This is a genomic window from Haloparvum alkalitolerans, assembly GCF_050122995.1.
Taxonomy (GTDB): Archaea; Halobacteriota; Halobacteria; order Halobacteriales; family Haloferacaceae; genus Haloparvum; species Haloparvum alkalitolerans.
The window spans coordinates 42,281-59,606 of the sequence record NZ_JBNLIA010000007.1; the positions used below are offsets into that span (position 1 = coordinate 42,281).

Annotated in this window: 21 protein-coding genes and 2 pseudogenes; 17 read left to right on the top strand and 6 right to left on the bottom strand. The window is 60.0% G+C overall.

Annotated features, from left to right (window positions below; all coding sequences use genetic code 11):
• Positions 1–89: 89 nt before the first annotated feature.
• From ACQE3L_RS08915 to ACQE3L_RS08950, 8 genes and pseudogenes are all read left to right on the top strand, one after another.
• Complete coding sequence (locus ACQE3L_RS08915) at positions 90–596, top strand: LutC/YkgG family protein (RefSeq protein WP_173231006.1); 507 nt, start codon at positions 90–92, stop codon at positions 594–596.
• Positions 597–2,780 carry an LUD domain-containing protein gene (locus tag ACQE3L_RS08920; protein ID WP_173231005.1) on the top strand — a complete coding sequence of 728 codons (2,184 nt, stop codon included), beginning with the start codon at positions 597–599 and terminating at the stop codon, positions 2,778–2,780.
• 171 nt (positions 2,781–2,951) lie between these two features.
• Positions 2,952–3,310 (top strand): annotated as a pseudogene (locus ACQE3L_RS08925) (DUF7558 family protein).
• 79 nt (positions 3,311–3,389) lie between these two features.
• Positions 3,390–3,743: a DUF8105 family protein gene (locus ACQE3L_RS08930; protein ID WP_426963428.1), complete on the top strand. Its 354-nt coding sequence runs from the start codon at positions 3,390–3,392 to the stop codon at positions 3,741–3,743.
• Between the two features lie 6 nt (positions 3,744–3,749).
• Complete coding sequence (locus ACQE3L_RS08935; protein ID WP_426963429.1) at positions 3,750–4,079, top strand: DUF8158 family protein; 330 nt, start codon at positions 3,750–3,752, stop codon at positions 4,077–4,079.
• A gap of 93 nt (positions 4,080–4,172) precedes the next feature.
• Positions 4,173–4,541, top strand: a complete 369-nt coding sequence (locus ACQE3L_RS08940) for a ribbon-helix-helix domain-containing protein (RefSeq protein ID WP_092663537.1) — start codon at positions 4,173–4,175, stop codon at positions 4,539–4,541.
• Positions 4,538–5,107 (top strand): hypothetical protein, encoded by a 570-nt coding sequence (locus ACQE3L_RS08945; RefSeq protein WP_426963430.1) that lies wholly within the window; start codon positions 4,538–4,540, stop codon positions 5,105–5,107. Before ACQE3L_RS08940 ends, ACQE3L_RS08945 begins: the two co-directional genes overlap by 4 nt.
• 596 nt (positions 5,108–5,703) lie before the next feature.
• Entirely contained in the window at positions 5,704–6,564 is an 861-nt protein-coding gene (locus tag ACQE3L_RS08950) for a DNA-binding protein (protein WP_426963431.1), read from the top strand.
• A 165-nt stretch (positions 6,565–6,729) separates the two neighbouring features.
• On the opposite strand, the gene ACQE3L_RS08955 is transcribed toward ACQE3L_RS08950, so the two are convergent.
• Genes ACQE3L_RS08955 through ACQE3L_RS08970 form a run of 4 tightly spaced genes read right to left on the bottom strand, consistent with a single transcriptional unit; the run spans position 6,730 to position 9,475 of the window.
• Positions 6,730–7,023, bottom strand: a complete 294-nt coding sequence (locus ACQE3L_RS08955) for a hypothetical protein (RefSeq protein ID WP_426963432.1) — start codon at positions 7,021–7,023, stop codon at positions 6,730–6,732.
• Entirely contained in the window at positions 7,020–8,633 is a 1,614-nt protein-coding gene (locus ACQE3L_RS08960; protein WP_426963433.1) for a HesA/MoeB/ThiF family protein, read from the bottom strand. The genes ACQE3L_RS08955 and ACQE3L_RS08960 overlap by 4 nt, the downstream gene beginning before the upstream one ends.
• A gap of 2 nt (positions 8,634–8,635) precedes the next feature.
• A complete protein-coding gene (locus ACQE3L_RS08965; RefSeq protein WP_426963434.1) occupies positions 8,636–9,172 on the bottom strand; it encodes a hypothetical protein in 537 nt (178 codons plus the stop codon).
• A 3-nt stretch (positions 9,173–9,175) separates the two neighbouring features.
• Positions 9,176–9,475 (bottom strand): multiubiquitin domain-containing protein, encoded by a 300-nt coding sequence (locus tag ACQE3L_RS08970; RefSeq protein ID WP_426963435.1) that lies wholly within the window; start codon positions 9,473–9,475, stop codon positions 9,176–9,178.
• 353 nt (positions 9,476–9,828) lie between these two features.
• On the opposite strand from ACQE3L_RS08970, the gene ACQE3L_RS08975 reads away from it, so the two are divergent.
• The 4 genes from ACQE3L_RS08975 to ACQE3L_RS08990 all read left to right on the top strand — a co-directional run bounded on the left by ACQE3L_RS08975 (position 9,829) and on the right by ACQE3L_RS08990 (position 13,942).
• Complete coding sequence (locus ACQE3L_RS08975; protein ID WP_426963436.1) at positions 9,829–10,383, top strand: winged helix-turn-helix domain-containing protein; 555 nt, start codon at positions 9,829–9,831, stop codon at positions 10,381–10,383.
• On the top strand, positions 10,383–11,786 hold the full coding sequence (locus tag ACQE3L_RS08980) for a hypothetical protein (RefSeq protein ID WP_426963437.1): 1,404 nt from the start codon (positions 10,383–10,385) through the stop codon (positions 11,784–11,786). The genes ACQE3L_RS08975 and ACQE3L_RS08980 overlap by 1 nt, the downstream gene beginning before the upstream one ends.
• 102 nt (positions 11,787–11,888) lie before the next feature.
• Positions 11,889–12,809 carry a transcription initiation factor IIB gene (locus tag ACQE3L_RS08985; RefSeq protein WP_426963438.1) on the top strand — a complete coding sequence of 307 codons (921 nt, stop codon included), beginning with the start codon at positions 11,889–11,891 and terminating at the stop codon, positions 12,807–12,809.
• Positions 12,810–13,072: 263 nt separating this feature from the next.
• Entirely contained in the window at positions 13,073–13,942 is an 870-nt protein-coding gene (locus tag ACQE3L_RS08990; RefSeq protein ID WP_426963439.1) for a biosurfactant protein 1, read from the top strand.
• Positions 13,943–14,192: 250 nt separating this feature from the next.
• On the opposite strand, the gene ACQE3L_RS08995 is transcribed toward ACQE3L_RS08990, so the two are convergent.
• Together ACQE3L_RS08995 and ACQE3L_RS09000 are read right to left on the bottom strand one after the other, a co-directional pair.
• Positions 14,193–14,681 (bottom strand): hypothetical protein, encoded by a 489-nt coding sequence (locus ACQE3L_RS08995; RefSeq protein ID WP_426963440.1) that lies wholly within the window; start codon positions 14,679–14,681, stop codon positions 14,193–14,195.
• Positions 14,682–14,698: 17 nt separating this feature from the next.
• Entirely contained in the window at positions 14,699–15,250 is a 552-nt protein-coding gene (locus tag ACQE3L_RS09000) for a DUF7342 family protein (protein WP_426963441.1), read from the bottom strand.
• Positions 15,251–15,386: 136 nt separating this feature from the next.
• Between ACQE3L_RS09000 and ACQE3L_RS15455 the strand changes: the two are divergent.
• The 5 genes and pseudogenes from ACQE3L_RS15455 to ACQE3L_RS09020 form a co-directional block, all read left to right on the top strand.
• A pseudogene (locus ACQE3L_RS15455) lies at positions 15,387–15,537 on the top strand (biosurfactant protein 1); the annotation flags it as partial.
• A 50-nt stretch (positions 15,538–15,587) separates the two neighbouring features.
• The gene (locus tag ACQE3L_RS09005) at positions 15,588–15,776 is read left to right on the top strand and encodes a DUF8012 family protein (protein ID WP_426963442.1); all 189 of its coding nucleotides are present in this window, start codon (positions 15,588–15,590) and stop codon (positions 15,774–15,776) included.
• An 86-nt stretch (positions 15,777–15,862) separates the two neighbouring features.
• Positions 15,863–16,243, top strand: a complete 381-nt coding sequence (locus ACQE3L_RS09010) for a hypothetical protein (RefSeq protein ID WP_426963443.1) — start codon at positions 15,863–15,865, stop codon at positions 16,241–16,243.
• A 67-nt stretch (positions 16,244–16,310) separates the two neighbouring features.
• Positions 16,311–16,973, top strand: coding sequence for a DUF6735 family protein (locus ACQE3L_RS09015; RefSeq protein WP_426963444.1), 663 nt, complete (start codon positions 16,311–16,313; stop codon positions 16,971–16,973).
• Positions 16,974–17,010: 37 nt separating this feature from the next.
• Positions 17,011–17,295 (top strand): DUF7967 family protein, encoded by a 285-nt coding sequence (locus ACQE3L_RS09020; protein ID WP_006183450.1) that lies wholly within the window; start codon positions 17,011–17,013, stop codon positions 17,293–17,295.
• Positions 17,296–17,326 lie beyond the last annotated feature (31 nt).

Sequence of the window (17,326 nt, forward strand, 5' to 3'; positions counted from 1 at the left end):
TACGGCCGGCGGATATTCATAACGAAAGAGAGGAGATGTTTAGGCCGGAGAGGAAACATCCATTAACTGTTGGTTCAATATTGGGGAACATGTCAGCTGAGGCAATTGCGACCTTCGAGTCGTCGCTCGACGAGATCGGCGTCGAACTCGTGCGAACCACGGCCGACGAGTTCGCGTCGACGCTTTCACCCCTGCTCGACGCACCTACGGTCGGCACCTCACTCCCCTTCGAGACCGTCTCGCTGCCGGACAGCGTCGATACCGATCCGTCGATCGCGGACCTCGAGGCCGCGGCGACCGGCGTCACTGCTGCCGGCTACGGTATCGCCGACTACGGCTCGGTGATCATCCAGGGCGGTACCGACGGCGAGGAGCCGGTGAGTCTCTATGCGGACGAACACGTCGCCGTCGTCGCCGCCAGCGACGTGCTGCCGGACATGGACGCGACGTTCGACCAGCTCGCCGAGGATATCCGGAACGGCGTCGGACAGTCCATCATCGCGACGGGGCCGAGCGCAACCGCGGACATGGGCTCGCTCGTGACGGGCGCTCACGGCCCGATGGATGTGACGGTCGTACTCCTGGAGGACAAGTAGATGAGCGCCGACACCCGCCGGCAGAAGGCCGAGCGCATCCGCCATCTCCTCGACACCGAGGGCGACGCCGTTCACGAGAACACCCAGGTCTTCAACGAGGGCCGGTACGAGTCCACCGCGAATCTCGATGACTACGACGAGTTGAAAAACGAGGCTCGTGCCATCAAGGAAGACGCTATCGAACGCCTCCCTGAACTGGTCGACCAAGTCACCGAGGCCGTCGAAGCCAACGGCGGCAGCGTCTACGTCGCCGACGACGCCGCCGACGCGAACCGATACATCGAGGAGGTCGTCGACGGCCGCGACGTGGTGAAGTCGAAGTCGATGACGAGCGAGGAGATCGAGGTCAACGAGTCGCTCGAGGCACGCGACGGGGACGTCTGGGAGACCGACCTCGCAGAGTTCGTCCTCCAAGTCGCCGACGAGGCTCCCTCACACATCGTCGCCCCGGCGATCCACAAGTCCCGCGAGGAGATCGCAGCCCTGTTCAACGAGGTGTTCGATCCCGAAGAGCCCTTGGAGACTGCCGAGGAGCTGACGCGATTCGCTCGCGAGTACCTCGGCGAGAAGATCTTGGACGCCGAGGTCGGGATGACGGGCGCGAACTTCGTCACCGCGGACACCGGCACGCTCGCGCTGGTCACGAGTGAGGGGAATGCCCGCAAGTGCGTGCAGGCGACGGACACCCACGTCGCAGTCGCGGGTGTCGAGAAACTCGTCCCGAGTGTCGAGGATCTCCAACCGTTCGTCGAACTGATCGGGCGATCCGGGACCGGCCAGGACATTACCTCCTACATCTCGCTGTTCACCCCGCCTAGTGACTCCCCCACCTTCGGCGGGAACGAACTCGAATCCGGCGACGACCGCGAGTTCCACCTCGTGCTCATCGACAACGGGCGGATGGAGATGCGCGAGGACGATCAGCTCCGCGAGACGCTGTACTGCATCCGGTGTTCGGCGTGTGCGAACTCCTGTGCGAACTTCCAGCACGTCGGCGGCCACGCCTTCGGTGGCGAGACGTACTCCGGCGGCATCGCCACCGGCTGGGAGGCCGGCGTCCACGGCGAGGACAGTGCCGCCGAGTTCAACGACCTCTGTACGGGTTGTAGTCGGTGTGTGAACCAGTGTCCGGTGAACATCGACATCCCGTGGATCAACACGGTCGTCCGAGACCGCATCAATCGCGGGGAGGACGGCGACTTCGACTTCCTCGTGGAGGGGCTCACCCCGGACGAGGAGCCCGGTGGGGTCGACCTCCAGAAACGGCTGTTCGGGAACTTCGACACCCTGGCGAAACTCGGGTCGGCGTTCGCACCGCTCTCGAACTGGGCCGCACGGACCGGTCCCGCGCGCTCGCTGCTGGAGCGAACTCTCGGCGTCGACAGCCGCCGTGAACTCCCGGAGTTCGAACGTGAATCACTCGTGGAGTGGTTCGAGAAGCGGGGGCCACACGTCGGTCGCGACGAGGCACGCCGACAGGTCGCACTCTACCCCGACGCGTACACGAACTACGTGCGCACGGAGCGCGGGAAGGCGGCCGTCCGCGTCCTCGAAGCGCTCGACATCCGCGTCGACGTTCCGCCCGCAGGCGAGAGCGGGCGCGCCCCGCTCTCACAGGGGATGGTGTCGACGGCCCAGTCCAACGCCGATGCCGTCTACGACGCGCTCGCGCCCGCCATCGCGGCAGGTCACGATGTCGTCGTCATCGAGCCGTCAGATCTTGCGATGTTCCACCGCGAGTACGAACGGCTCCTTCCGGAAGACGACTACGCCGCGCTGCACGAGCAGAGCTACGAACTCATGGAGTACGTCTACGGCCTGCTGGAGAACGGGGGGGATATCGATGTACTCCCTGGCGGCGACGACGAGCGGATCGCCTACCACAGCCACTGCCAGCAGCGGACGCTCGATCTCGAACCGTACACGGTGGCGGTGCTCGAAGACTGCGGGTTCGACGTGACGACCTCGGACGTGGAGTGTTGCGGGATGGCTGGAAGCTTCGGCTACAAGTCCGAGTACTACGAGCTCAGCGTGGACGTCGGCGAGACGCTCGTCGATGAATTCACAACAGAAGACACCGCGGACCGTACTGTCGTCGCCAGCGGGACGTCGTGTCTCGAGCAACTCGACGCACTCCTCACGCGCCGGCCCGCACATCCGGTACGGCTACTCGATACACAGTAGTCCGGCCCGGATGTGGGGTCGCATAGGGTTGTTCCGCCGGCAGTAGTCTTCCCTTCCAGAGCTGTTCGGTCGGGGGAGAGCGGGATAATTAGTGTGCTGTCACACTGAATCGGTTCGCGCGGGAGACGTCATTTCTGGCAGGAGTAGGAACTGGAGCGACGCTGAGAGCAGATGTCGGGGAAGCAAGCGAACATTCCTGCATGGACCTGCCGGGAACTCAACGGATGTGCGTTCTGCGACGCCCCGCCAGGTACCGAGGCTGGCGAGGCCCACACCGGGGGCCAGGACGAGCGGGTCACCTACCCGATCTGCGTCGACTGCGCGATTCAGACGGAGCCGGACCCGATAAGCGCGATCACAACGACTGTGACGGCTGTGGACTGGTCGTCCACACGCTCGGGGCTCTCACCCGGTTCCGGGTCGAACTGGGACATTTGGAAGGCCCATTGCAACTGTGCGCTCGCTGTAGTCCCGGCGGGCTCGCAACATACTGGACGCGCGACCTCGGGGCGCACGTCGTCACAGACTGACGCACCGAGCAGTCGTCGACACGGGTGACACGGCGGTAGATCCACTATCTTCAACTGGTGAGGGCTCCTCAGGATGCCTATGGATTGCCCCGCATGCGGCTCTCCAGTCACCCTCGAGGTCGGACCGGACCGGCCGCTTTCGACATCGCTGTCCGACGCCGTCCTCGCAGCGGAAGAGAACGAGCAGATCGAGGTGATCCGAGACTGTTGGGACTGCGGCTGGCACGAAACGCGGGCGCTTCGCGTCGCATCGATCGACACGACCGCCAGCGACGAGACTGCCGTCGAGCGAGCCGCACTCATCGACGAGATCACCGATGAGCTCGCGGAGATCGATCAGGTCGCAACGCTCGAGGAGCTCCTTACAGAGGCCCGCCGGCAACGAAGAGCCGACCCAGTGACGAGTGATACGGACGGCAATGCCACTGAGTGACTGGATATGTCTGATACAGAGCCCCGCTATGACGTTCGTGAGCAAACCGGGGATCCTGACCACGCATCGGTCGACGATGTGATCGACCTCGTGGTCCACCGGGCGCAGAACCCGCGAACGGAGCACGCGGATACCCATTTCGACAGGACGATGGCGACCGTTATCGATACCTACGGGACCGATCCCGTCCGCACAGTCATCCACCGTATCCTCGTCGACAACGAACCGTTCCGAACCGCCACGAACGGTCTTGAGATGCGTAATGTCGACGGCGTTCGGATTGGGACGGTAGCCAGCTGGTTCCTCGAGGAGCTGAACGCACAGGACGACGGCTGAGACTGGCGGGACGGTCCCATCAGGGCTCCGATGTGTAAGCTCTGTGCAAACGTCGAAACGGTTATCACTCTATGTGCAGAACGTGCACATAGAATGAGCGCAAGTGATGATCCGCGACGGGTCCATTTCCAGTCGCCAGAGTATCTCGTCGACCGGCTGGATGCGATCGCGGAGCTCTTCGACAAGGATCGGACGGATCTGCTTGTCGAGGCGATTCGGGAGTACATCGAAGACACGGCCGACAGCGAGACATTCCAGGAACTTGTCGCCACGAAGTACTACGACGACCAGCTTGAGTTCGAGACGGTCAAGCAGTTGGTCGGCGCCGAGACTGCCCAGCGCCTCCGGCTTCTCAAAGCGGATCTCGAGGATGAACCACTCGATCTCGCTGCTCCCGACGACGTGGACGTCTACGATGGCGACGCGACGGCGGTCGAGACCGCAGCCGACGACGAGCAATGAGCGGCCGGCGACTGCGAACGGTCGTCGCCGACACTAGCGCGCTCGTCAGTCTCGCCGTACCTCGTTCGGATGCAACTGTCGGTACCGATGCCCCCGACCCGTTTCAGTATCTGCTCACGTCGTGTGACGTGTTCGTGCCGTCGGAAGTCGTTTCAGAGCTCCGTGACGTCACGCAGTATCAAGATATCCACGGGGCAGCCGCGAGTAACGTCCTCGCAGCCCGCAGCTACTGCACGGTCACGGACCCGTACGAGCGCGAGGATACACCAGACTCGCGGCCGACGTTCGGGATCGACGACGGCGAAACCGACGGTATCGTCCTCGCGAACGCGCTCGACGTCGATGGGTTTCTCACCGACGAGTTCGGCGGAACGAACTTCCCGCTCATCCACGCCGTGCTGCAAGGGCCACGGATCGTCCCGACACCACGGCTCATCGTCGACTACGCTCGGAACGGACATCTGAGCCCCAAAGAGGCTCGGACGCTAATCACGACGATTAGCCCGCATCGGAGCTGGGAGAACAGTCCGTACGTCACACAATTGCTCCGCCGTCTCGAAGAGTAACCGGTCTCCGAGTAGCGATGCCGAACACCCAGCGCCGGCGACGACACCCGAAAGCCCTCGGCTGCTCGGCATCCCGCGACCACCGCTGCGCTCCTCGTCCCTGCGGTGCTTGCGGGGTCGGGGGACGACCGAGGCGGCCTCGCCCTTTCTGAGTCCGCCAGGACGGTGAATGGCCGGCCGAGCGGCGCGGCCGGGTGAACAGGTGTGTACGTCACGGCCCGCCCCGCTCGCCGCTGCCGCCCTCCGCGTCGCTCGCGACCGACCATTCCGGGCTGCCTGCCTGCGGTAGCGGGCGGGCTGCCGGGCTAAAGTGAATGTGCCCTCGGCGCCAGCGGGAAAGCGCGGGGGGTTGCGCGGCGTGGCTGCTCACCCCCCACGCTTTCTCCGCTGGCCGCTCGCTCCGGGCGGGTCGGCGCGCGGTGCTGGTTGGGGTCGCCGCACTTGGGCGCGCTCTCGCTCGCGCCCGGCAGGGCGCTCGCGAAGGCGCGAGCGAGAGCGCGCAGTCGGTGCTATCGGACGTCGACATCGTCGGAAAACCGCGATGCTAGGACATCGCGGTGGCGGCGCGTGAGCGCCTTCGGAGCACTGAGACTCCAATGTCTAGTAACAACTCGAGTCGCAAGGTCGTTACGGTGGATGAACAGGCATTCGAACGAACCGAAGACGCCGGCGTCGACGAGGACGGCTTCGAGGTCGTCGACGACGAGCCGGAGTTCCGGGCGACGGTTCAGCAGGAAAAGCAGGCGAAGGTGGATTCCAACCACCCGGACGGCATCGTCCAGGACTTCTCGCACCTGCCCCTCGCACAGGAAGAGAAGATTCGTGCCCGGGAGGCCGAACTGGACCATATCAGCGCCCAGGCGGAACTCGGCACCCAGGAGGGCCGGGCGAAGCGAACGCGGGAGGTCGTCACCGAACGGCGGCAGCGCATTCGGAAGGAACGCACCCCTGAGCGGACGGATCCGCGCGAACGCCTCTCCCGGATGGAGCTGGCGAAGGTGAACCAGGAAGCAGACCGGATGGCACAGCGGCTTCGCACCGGTCATAGTCGGGCGGCCGTTTCGCGGGCACTCGCAAAGCGGGTCGCCAAGGGGCAAGACATCACCAAAGCAGTGTTCGACACGATGGACGCACTCAAGGCGGCCCCCGGGGCCATCTGCCCGATCGAGGACGTCCCGGACGTGCAGACCGACGAGGTGAGCATCGAAGGAGAAGTCGTCCAGCTCTGGGATGCTTCCAGCCCGAAGATCGCTCAAGTGGGCTTGGTCGCGGACGATACCGGGAAAATCAAGTTCACCTCGTGGAAGGCCAGCGAGCCCGCCTTCGTCCAGGAAGGTGACACCGTGCGAATGCGGGCGGTCAAGAAGAACTGGTACGAGGGACGGTGCTCACTCGCCGTGACCTACGACAGTATGATCGTCTTCCCAGAGCGCGACCGCCGTTGGTGGGAAGAATAGGAGGGTTGAGTAACCTCTTTTTTGATGTGTGCCGGACCGGCCCAAGCCCCGCCGCCCCGCCCACCGCTCCGTGCTCACTCCCTTCGGTCGTTGCGCGCGCAGCCACGACCTAGTTATTGAATTTTGTACAAGAGAATCAGTTTAGCAGGAAGTCCACGATAATACCTATCTCGAATAACTCACTATTGTCAGAAAGAATGCAACTCCACCACAAGCTAATACGAAACCGCCGAGTCCTGAGAATGCTTCAGAGAGAAATTCTGAGACAGCTGTTGTTGTAAACGCCGCTACGATCGTAACCATAGAGAAGAATACAAACCCCGGCCAGAATGGTAACAGTCGCCCGTCTCGACGATGAACCCCTATCGAACTGCGTCTCCCTCCGAATATCTCATTAATCCCATATCCGATGAGTACCCCAATCATAGCCGAAATTCCAACCGTCGTGATCGTTGTCACTGCTCATCACCTCCGTTCAGGTCTCGACGAATTTTCGCATACTTTGGATCATTAGAGAGGGTCAGTTGGTGAGTATCGCCGTCAGCTAAGAGTGATTTCATCGGGCAACCCGGTTTACAGCTACTAATGCCCTCCTCCATCGACCATGTGCCGGGCATAAACCGCCGAATCCCGCGCTGGCCGCCGGCGACACCGAGTACGTAATCCTGTAGCCGGAGCGTTACCATCCCAGCGACGATGAGATTTACTGAATTTGTACTAGGCTCCCGATCCTCGCCAGTGGTCTCATCAGCACCCTCTGCGCCTTCATCCAACCCATAGTCCCCGGGCCCCGTCGCGTCGGGATTGTTCATTTCGTCATTAGCAGCCGTCTCACGCCAGTGACGGGCACAGTTCTGGCATGGTTGCCCTGGACCTGCGATAGTTGCCTGTGCATAGGCGTTCTCGTCTAGTACCCCACCTGTGTTGTGAAGGTGCGATCCGCCGCTAATTACCGGCACAAGGTGAGCGTGAGCCATTTCGTCAAGAACTCGGGTGGGCCACTCACCTTCGGCAGCATGAATAACAACATCGCAATCAAGCAGCCGGTCAATAGCGCCGTACTGTGGTCGGGCTTCAACAACGCTTGCTTCGTAGACGTCCACGGAAAATCCGGGTGCAGTCCCACCAAGTTGGGCGAGGCGCTCGGCTATATCGACCTTGGGACGTCGCGCATCTGCGTCTGCCCGACTCGCACCCTGGGCACGATTAAGATTCGCTGGCTCAACTCTGTCGAAATCAATGACGACGAGTTCACCGATACCCATCCGAGCCAGGTGCTCAGCGAGAATTGAGCCACCCCCACCAGCGCCGACAAGACCAACACGAAGTGAATTCAGCTGTCGCTGTCCATCCTCACCCCACAGTTCGATGGTGCTATCTTGTGTATCCGGTGAGATAGCTGCTGCCGCACCTGCAGCGCCATCGGTTTTCTTAGACGTCGGGTATTCACGCAGTGATTTGCCCACGACACGAACACAATCCGCGTCGAAAGTACGGGCTGATGACGGTGAATAAGCTGCCTTCCCGACGTCATCAGCCGTATCTGGAGTATCGAACTCGTAGCCGATGACTCGCCACTGACGTGAGGTGTCTTTCACGATAGCAATTCCGAGCGGTGCCTCATCTCCAAGACGATTGGCGTCTTCAAAGAGGTCTTTCTCAGCTGTGTTCAGATCACCTACAGACGGGTTTGGAAAAGCCGTCTCGTCCCCTGTCAGATTCGGATGGGTGTGAATATATAAAAGTCCAGCTGCGTCGCCAACTTCCCGGGCGCGAGCGACTGCCTCGTACCGGTAGTCAGCATCGAATTGAACACTCCCACCGTAATTGATGTCGCCATCAGCCGGATCGAGGATGTCGTGTACTAGAAAAGACACCCGGTTTTGGCCGCTACTGCGTGTGATGACACAGATAACGCCTCGTTCCCATTCGTGCTCGGTTCGAGCATCTTCAAAGAGGATACGCTCAAGTTCGGTCTGCTGCTCTTCAGTTAAAGCCAAATGGAACTCGTCCGCAGATTGTAGCGAATAGTTACGGTCCGTAAGCCGGTCTGGACGGTTGGTGGACATCGTTACTGCCCCTCCACTGGCGTACGCAGCACTTGCTTCATCCACGGAACTGCGGCCTGCATCTGGTCGGGACTCCCCTGCTCGTTGATATCCATATAGTCCCACCGTCGACTCCAATACAGAACCTGATCGACATCGAGAGTACGACAAAGTGGTTCCGCGTGATCTCGATCGGTCTGTGTGTTAGTCGGGAGCTGACCATCGATGCGTAGAACTGGATCAGTGGCGAATCCGTACTTTTGACCCGCCGGGAACGTGTCGGGTACTCGGATGAACACCTCGGCCCTATCGTGGTTGTAGTTGGCAAATCGACCAACGTTGACAATGCCCAAGCTAATGAATACAAAGTTACCCCCGCCTGGGTCATCGTCATCGGTGACCGTCACCAACTTCGGAGTTACTTCTGGGTGGGCCTGAAGCGCCTCAAATCCGTTCTGGAACCGATCTGAACGGTCGCGTAGAAGCTCATCGTGCTGGGAATAGGTCCGACTGGTAGGAACCGTGTCGGCGCTCCCAGTAGCAGAGTCGTCCGTCGCCATATCTTATACGTAGTTCCGTCCGTCGCCCTTCGTATCGAAGTGCTTGCGGTGTTGTTCGTCAAGGGTGACCGTGTCGCCGGGTGCGAACACTGCTTCTTCCGGGCCGCCTTCGCCGCGTAGCGCCACGAGGTCGTACGCGTCAGCATCATCGGGGAAGACGACCGCGATCAAATCGCGGGCTTCCACGGTCGAATCCTCGAATTTGGCCTTCGTCCCGTCAACGAAGACCACGTACTGCTTGTTGTTTCGGGGAGCGTTACCGTCGTCGTTCCGGCTTTCGCCGGGGTTGGAATCCTCACTCATGTAGGTGGGACGCCACACGGAGGAGCGGAGCAACGCTTAACACCCGGCCAGACAGATATTAGTCTAGTCCGGGTGACCCCAGCACCTCGGGGAGCCTAATCCCCGGTGGCTTCGCTGGCTGGTCATCGGGGCGATGCATCGACCTGCGCCGTGCGCCAACACCATCGCAGGTCGAGCGCGTCTTTCGTGGCGGCATGTACCAAGTCGGGAGGACCGACAGGTTACTGGCCAATCGTTACTGGCGGATAATAAAACTAGGGGTCAGATACCGCGGTCGTGATCTGAAATTCGTCGCTCTTTTGCCAAACCTTTTTATAGAGGTTGCACGAAACCGTGTGATATGGTGTGGTCCAATGTCTGAAAAAGACCGTCGTGATGATGAGGATGGAGAAATATCGGCGTTGGAGCTTGGTTCGGAATTGCAGGACCCACTTGAGGATTTATCGGACGATGACCCAACCATAGAGGGATTCGGCGATGATGAAAGTGACACGTTAGCACAGGACAAAGTTCGGCGTGCAGTCCGAAAATTTGGCGAGGACGGGATCACGGTGAGCGAGATTATGGAGGTTACTGGGCTCGCGCGCAATACTGTTGATAAACATCTGACTCGGTTGCGACAGCTCCGTGAAGTGTACCGGCAAAAGCGTGACAAGCAGACCTACTTCTACTATCCAAACGGAAAACCCCTACATTCGTTTGGGAAAAAACGGATTGAGGACGGGGACACTATTTTGGATATTCAGCTGGCAAAAGGGAAGAATGACGACTTGTACTTCCACTTGACAGAGAAGCGCTTCTCGTTGATGGAAGGCGAAACCACAGAAGGAGCGGTCATCTTTCCGATGTCGTCACTTGATGAAGTCTTCCAAAAGATGCAAGAATTTGCTGAGGAGGCTGAAGAATAATGCAAGATGTTAAATTCATTCAAAAGAACGAACAAGGCCTCGATGAGGTCCGGATCAGTGAAGTCACAGGGATTGAAGCACCGTTCTACACCCCAGAAGTAAGCGGTCCAGAGGGGCTGCAATCATTACTTTTCGCACATGACGCTCTGGAGTCCCACAGTCCAGTGATGGTAGCGGGACACAGGTGGCAAGACATCCGATCAAAGCCACGCTTCAAACAGGTTCGAGAGGACATTCGAGAACTAGTAACCGAGCACCCGTTCTTCTATTACGAACCTGTTGAACTATTCCGTTATACTCGCCCTCAGAATTTGGTTACTTACGCGTTCCGCGGCGATCAAGCTCGTTCACGCGATTTCTACAGTGAACTACGGGATGGCAACTACAAAGACGCGATTGAGAAACTGCCCCGCTTTTTCCAGCCGTTCATAGAAGCTCAAATGAAAGCCTTGCTGAAGAGCAAGGACCTCGCTGTCCCGATGAAATATCAGTCCCAAAATAGTGGCAAAGTCCACGAAGCCTGGCGGGACAAGCGAGCGGATTCAGGGTTTACAGAGTACTTCGAGACGCTCGCTCAGGACGCAGGGAACGCACCTAATACTGCCCTCATTCCACCTGTACCCCCAGTGATGAAATCGACCGGGAAAGACGTCATCAGCCGCACACTGGGACTTAATAGCTATATGAGACAGCTGGCTGAAACAAAATGGAATGAACCCTCAAGTGGGTCAGTAACGGCATATCTCCACTTCTACATCGATCAGGGGGTTTTCGAGCCAAGTGATAATGGCAACGCCCAGCGGATCAAACAAGCCATTAAATCAGAAATACAGAGCGCATCCTACGCCGGCGTGGCCCTCACCATCTCAAATCTAGATCGGGTATGGGACAAAGGGAATGAAAAAGCACTCGAGAGCTTCGTTACGGAAGTCGTCAATCTGGCACGTCAAGAGCATCTTCCGGTCATTCTCCCGCGGTCGGGATATTACGGAATGTATCTAACTGATCACGGTGTTCAGACATTCTCCAGCCTGATGAATGGCAATCTTGAATATAATCGCCGAGGCGGAGGCATTGACGAGCGTTCAAAGTACGGCACTATTCCAATATATGGTGCTGCACGGGAAGTTAATGCAGAAGAGTTAGACCAAGTGCTGGCACGTAACGGGGGCGAACTTCATGATATCCCGGGTATCCCGAGCTCGCCGCCAACTTATAATCACTCTGCTGGGTCATACAAAGCAAAGTACGGAAAAGCAATCCAGTTCCGAACTAGATTCGGGAAAGCCCGGCGGATGGTCCATATTAAAGAAGCTCAAGAACTACGCGATGGGCTCCGACGGGGGACAGCGCGACCCGCTCAGCGTTACTTTGAGCGTTCAGATCACCCGGATCTCAGTTAGACATCTGAGTCTACGGCAGTCTCATCGGATTTCGTTTTTTTATCCCCCAGTGATAGGTGAGGGGCTCCCGGTGACAGCGAGTTCCTGAATACGGTGAGAACGATGGCAACGAGAGACATCTACGAAACCGGCTTCGACGAAGACGTCCAAACGGAGTCAAGCGCAAACCGATGTCCCGAGTGCGACGGACACGTCACTACCAACGTGAAGGAAACGGTCTGCGAGGACTGTGGGCTCGTTATCGATGAACAACGTATCGATCACGGGCCAGAGTGGCGATCGTACGATGAGGACAAACGCGAGCGAACAGGCGCACCCCTGACTGCGGCCCGTCACGATCGAGGCCTCTCGACCGAGATCGGCCACGGAACTGATGCGCACGGGAACGAACTCTCAGGGCAGAAACGTCGGCGGCTGGCCCGGATGCGACGTGAGCAGACCCGTGGTCGCTGGCGGTCCAAAGCGGAACGGAATCTCGCACACGGGTTGGGCGAGGTGCGCCGGCTGGCGAGTGCGCTCGAACTCTCCGAGTCGATTCGTGACCAGGCGTGCCAGCTCTTCCGGAGGGCTCAGAGCGAGGATCTGCTTCGTGGCAGATCCATCGAAGCCATCGGTGCAGCGAGTATCTACGGTACCGGCCGATGTAACCAACACCCGCTTCTCCTCGAGGATGTCGTCGACGCCGCCCGAGTCGAGTCCACTCGTGTGACCAACGCCTACCGAACACTGAATCGCGAATTAGAGCTCCCGGCACCACCAATGCGCCCGACGTCGTTCGTTCCGCGGCTGATCTCGGAGTTGGGGTTAGACCACGACATTCGCCGCCGCGCGAACGAACTCGCAGAACACGCCGAAGGGACAGCCCTCACGAACGGCTGTCAGCCATCGGGCGTCGCGGCCGCCTGTGTCTATCTGGCCGCCCAAGAACAGGGCGCGTTGATTACCCAATCCACCGTCGCGTCGGCAGCAGAAGTGTCAGTCGTGACGCTCCGAAGCCGGCGGGACGAACTCCAAGCGATCTGAGACGCCTCCAGTAGAGGAGCACCTACATACAGGCAGAGAGTCTACCAAGGAGTATGGATCTGGAAGAGACTGTCGAGTATCTGTCGACAGAGCTCGATATCGAGGGGAGTGAGCACGTTCGCGAGGTTGGTCGAGCGGTCGCCGAGCTCCGAGACTGACTCCGTCTCAGGCGATCAGATTTATTTCGTCGTCGCCGAATCCGTTCCCGCGTTTTCTCACCCTTGAGTTTAAATACCAAACCGGGGGAAACGCGGACCGAATCGATGACTGACCACAACTCAGACCGAGACGCGTTCCAACCTGTCGGGGAAGGCGCTCTGGTGCCGGACCCAGCACTGGATCAGCCAGCGGACGGCCAGCCAACCCGCCAGCGTGAAGCCGCGCATTCGGGTGGGTATCCGGATGGAACAACCGACACAGACCGAGCCTGTGTCTCCTGTGGCGCATCGATCCCGGCGTCGCAACGAAAATGCCGGTTCTGTCTCGAACACGAACTCGACGCCGCCTCAGCGTCGGATGCTGCGAGTTCCGAGCAATCACTCCGTGGCGTGATCCACTTCCTCGTCGAATCCGGGACGTTCTATGGTGCTGTCGCGAAAGGGACAGCTGCAGCGACACTTCTCACGTCAGGTCACGACGAGCCCATTGACGACTGTACGCTCATCTACGATCTCGACGACGAGCCCGCACCCCAGTTAACCGAGCGCTGGCCTACGCTCCCCGCTGCTACTGAGGTGACCACAGCGGCTGGCGACGCGTTACTAACAGCGGCCCGTGAGCGGAAAGCGTGGAACGAGAGGAGCGATCGTTCTCAGACGGAGATTCCACGCGTCTATGACGAGCGTGGCCAGGGAATTCGTGATGAGTCGTCCCTCGAGCACACGCTCGACGACAGCGATCAGCTGTGGATCGTCCCAGCAATCGCTGTTGAAACAGTACCCCACGAAACGGAATCCAGCAGTGCCGGAGCCGAAATTCCGACCGTGACAGCCCTCGAGTGCCAGCACTGTACGAGAGAAACAGAACATCGGTTCAGGACACGCGAGTCGCTCCCTGACGAGACTTGGACGGGCCAACCAATCTGGGAGTGCCAGGTGTGTGGCACAGGTCGCTACGGGCCTGCTCCCAAATAGGGCAGGAGGAATCTCGTAGATTAACCAACAGTCTCCGATAGAGATGACTTCTGTTGGTTAATACGGTGAGTACCCTCAAGTCCGACGTCAGTCACGGCGGGCGTTCATTCGGCAGGGTTCGCAGCGGCTTGCCTCCACAAATTGGGCGGGAACAGGGGTAGTGGGTGACGCAACGTGACATCGCCGAGTCCGGAAACGTCACGCCGACCACGACACGGACGCATCACCAAACGCTCGATGAACTCGCTGTCTAGACGGGCCAGGTAGGGAGCGAGGGCGCTCCATTCTTCCAGTGAATCGCATCTAGCGCGGGCGGGAACTGCTGTAGTCGGTCATCGAGGATGGCGAGCGGATGGGCATCGAGAAACGTCGCCTCATGCCGATCAACCGGCGTGTCTTCGTGATTGAGCTGGATATGACAGGGCCCAAGGTTCGGATGGTCGGCGTCTTGGTGGAATCCGAGCATCAGATTTCGGTCCGGTTCGATCCAGTTTATGCGGTAGTATTCGTGGTCGACGCCGGCGGGGTACCAGAAACGAATCTCCAGTCGTGCTGTCGCCGCGTCGTAAGAGTCACTCAGGAACGTCGTCGGATCGACATCCGCGATGACGTACCGGGGTCGGCGTCGAGACGGGCGATAGCGGACCTCTTCACACCCTGGCTGGTTCGTCAATCGGTCGTGAACGTCGCGGAGGAGGGTCCGCTGTGTATAGCGGTCGCGACCGGCAAGAAAGATCATTCTGTGAGAGAGGAGGATTAGCTCGTGGCGCGGTCAGCCACGTCAGTCATCTGCTCGCGGGCGGCTTCGACGTCGGAGTAGAGTTCCAGTGCGTGCTTGATGAGGCGGCGATCCTCCTCGTTCTCACGCCAGAACGCGATGACGTCGCGGCGCTCACGGAGCTCCGCACTTGCGAGGTCGCCGTCGGCGAGCGACTGTTCGAGCTCCTCCCACGTCTCGACGTCGTAGGTCGCCTGCCACTCCTCGATCTCCTCGGTAATCGCGGCCAATTCGCTCCGCAGCTCCTCGCGGGTGTTTTCCTCGATGAGCGTGCGGATCTCCTCGAAGAGCAGTCGCGTGTAGTCCGGCTGGTAGCGCGTGGTCTCGCCGGCCTCGACGCGACGCAACTGGCCCTGGTCGACGAGATCCTGAAGTTCCTCGTTGGTCGTGCTCCAGGCGGCGTCGGCCTGCTCGCTGATCCAGTTAACTGAGCGGGGTTCGCGAAGTGACTCGGCGACCGCCCGAATACGGTCGCGGGCGCTCATCGACTCAGTCCACGATTGGACCCCATCTCGCGAGGATTCGGTCATGGTTGGCACCTCTTGGGACAGTGTTCGCGCCGTACTCTCATATATGTTTGTACTGCCTCACATAATCAAGAGCGAGATGCGAGCGAAGGCGTCCGGACGTTGAAATGCGATACCGACAGAAGGTATGAGCCAACCGATGTACGACCGATATTCTGACTTTGCGGAACTACGGCCGACCGGCGAGGCATCCCACATCCCGGACACGATGCTGGACGACCGGTGTGAGAGTGACCTCCTGGCGGCAACGCGTCGCGACGAACACTGGTGGCGACGCTGATGCGCCGACGACAGTCTCGTAAGGAGTCTTTCTGCGCCGGCGAGTGGTGAGGCACTTCCGATGAATCAGCAAGTCGAACAAGGCTACCGGATGCATTGTGTGCTCAGCAATCTCAGCCGGCTCGACGTCGACCAGTTGGACGACACGGATCGAGAGCGAGTCGAGACTGCAAGAGACCTCCTGGAAGAAGTGAGTCTACTCACGCGACCAGAGGACGGGAGCGGACCAGACGCCCCAACAGACGACTGATCGTCATCGCCGTCGAGGCCAGGGGCACTTCCAGTGTCGGTTTATCGCCCCCCAAGAGGGGTGCGGGGCTTCCCGCGAGTCCAGACATGGCGACACTACAAGCTGCGACGACGTCAACCGGCGCGATCGTATCGGATCCGCAGGCAGTCCGCGAACTCTGTGAGAACTACTGCTTCGGGACGCTCGACTGGGAGGTGACCGAAGACGGAGAGCTCACCATCTGGGGGTACGACGACTTCGAGGTGTACGAGGCGCGGGAGAACGGCCTCCCGGACTACGAAGGCGGGATCGTGACCCACGAATTCCTGCGAGAACTCGCCGACCACCTCGAAGCTGACGAGGAACTCGATATCCAGACAGCGGGGTTCACGAAGTGCCGCTTCCCCGTGCTGGCAAAGCGGTACGTCGTTCGCGATGGCGAAGTCCTCCACGCGGACCTCAGTTCCCCCGACCCGATCGACGAGTAGCGTTGTTCGTCCCCCGGGAGGGGTGCGGGGCGATCCAGTCGCGGTCGCCCCGTGAGGTGATTGCTCGATGGGCCACCGCGCACTCGTTGCGTACGAACGCACAGACGAACAGTACACGCTCCACTACAGCCATTGGGGCGCAGCGAACCTGAAGCTCAAGCGCCGAATCTCGGCTGAGTCGCCGTTCGGTGGCGACGACACCGACTCCAAGTGGGCGAAACAGCTGCTGGCGGAACTGGCCGATGGCCTCGAGGCAGATGCGGTCGACGGCTACCTCACCGGCGAGGATCGACCGTCGACGGTCGTCGAACCGAAGCCCCGCGCCACCGGGCTCACCCTCGACGAGATCGTTGCTGACCACCTCGACTATCTCCACCACGAGGCGTTCTTCGTGGTGTCGACGACGTTCGAGGTGACCGCCTATCGGACGCTGTGGTTCGGCCTCCAGTACGACTCAGAGACGGTCGAGGAGGGAGAAACAGTCGGGAACGGCGCGCTCGCGACAGTGCGTTGGTACGACGGCGAGCCGGTCGGCGACGGCCACCTCCAGGGACAGTTCGCGGCCCTCAAAGACGTCGTCGGCGATATGCTCGACAAGGGCGTCTTCACGCCGTCGACGGCGAGACAGTACCTGAAACGGAAGCTGGCCGAGCGAGTCGGAGACCGACAGGAGCTGCTCATCCCGACCGGAGAATCACCCTTAGAGACAGCGAGTTTCGGCAAGCCGTAACACCAATCCCTTAGTGGGTTTCGAGGGACGTCTAAGTATGTCAAATCAGTCTGAAGATGACGTTCGTGTTTGGCTTGTCGAACGGACGTACTCTGATGACGAGCAGAACCTGATCATCCTCACCTACGCAACACCCGATGGAGAACAGTACTATCGGAAGGAACGCGCACTCACATCCTTCACCGACGTCCGAGACACGACAGCAGCAGTCGATGCTGAACCCGGCAATCTTGGCATGGTCGATGACCCCGACCTCCAAGAGCAATACGCGGCCGAAGCACAGCGAATGCAGGAAGTCCACGACCCTGACGACGTAATCTGAGGTCTACTGGTCGACAACGCTACAGGCCATG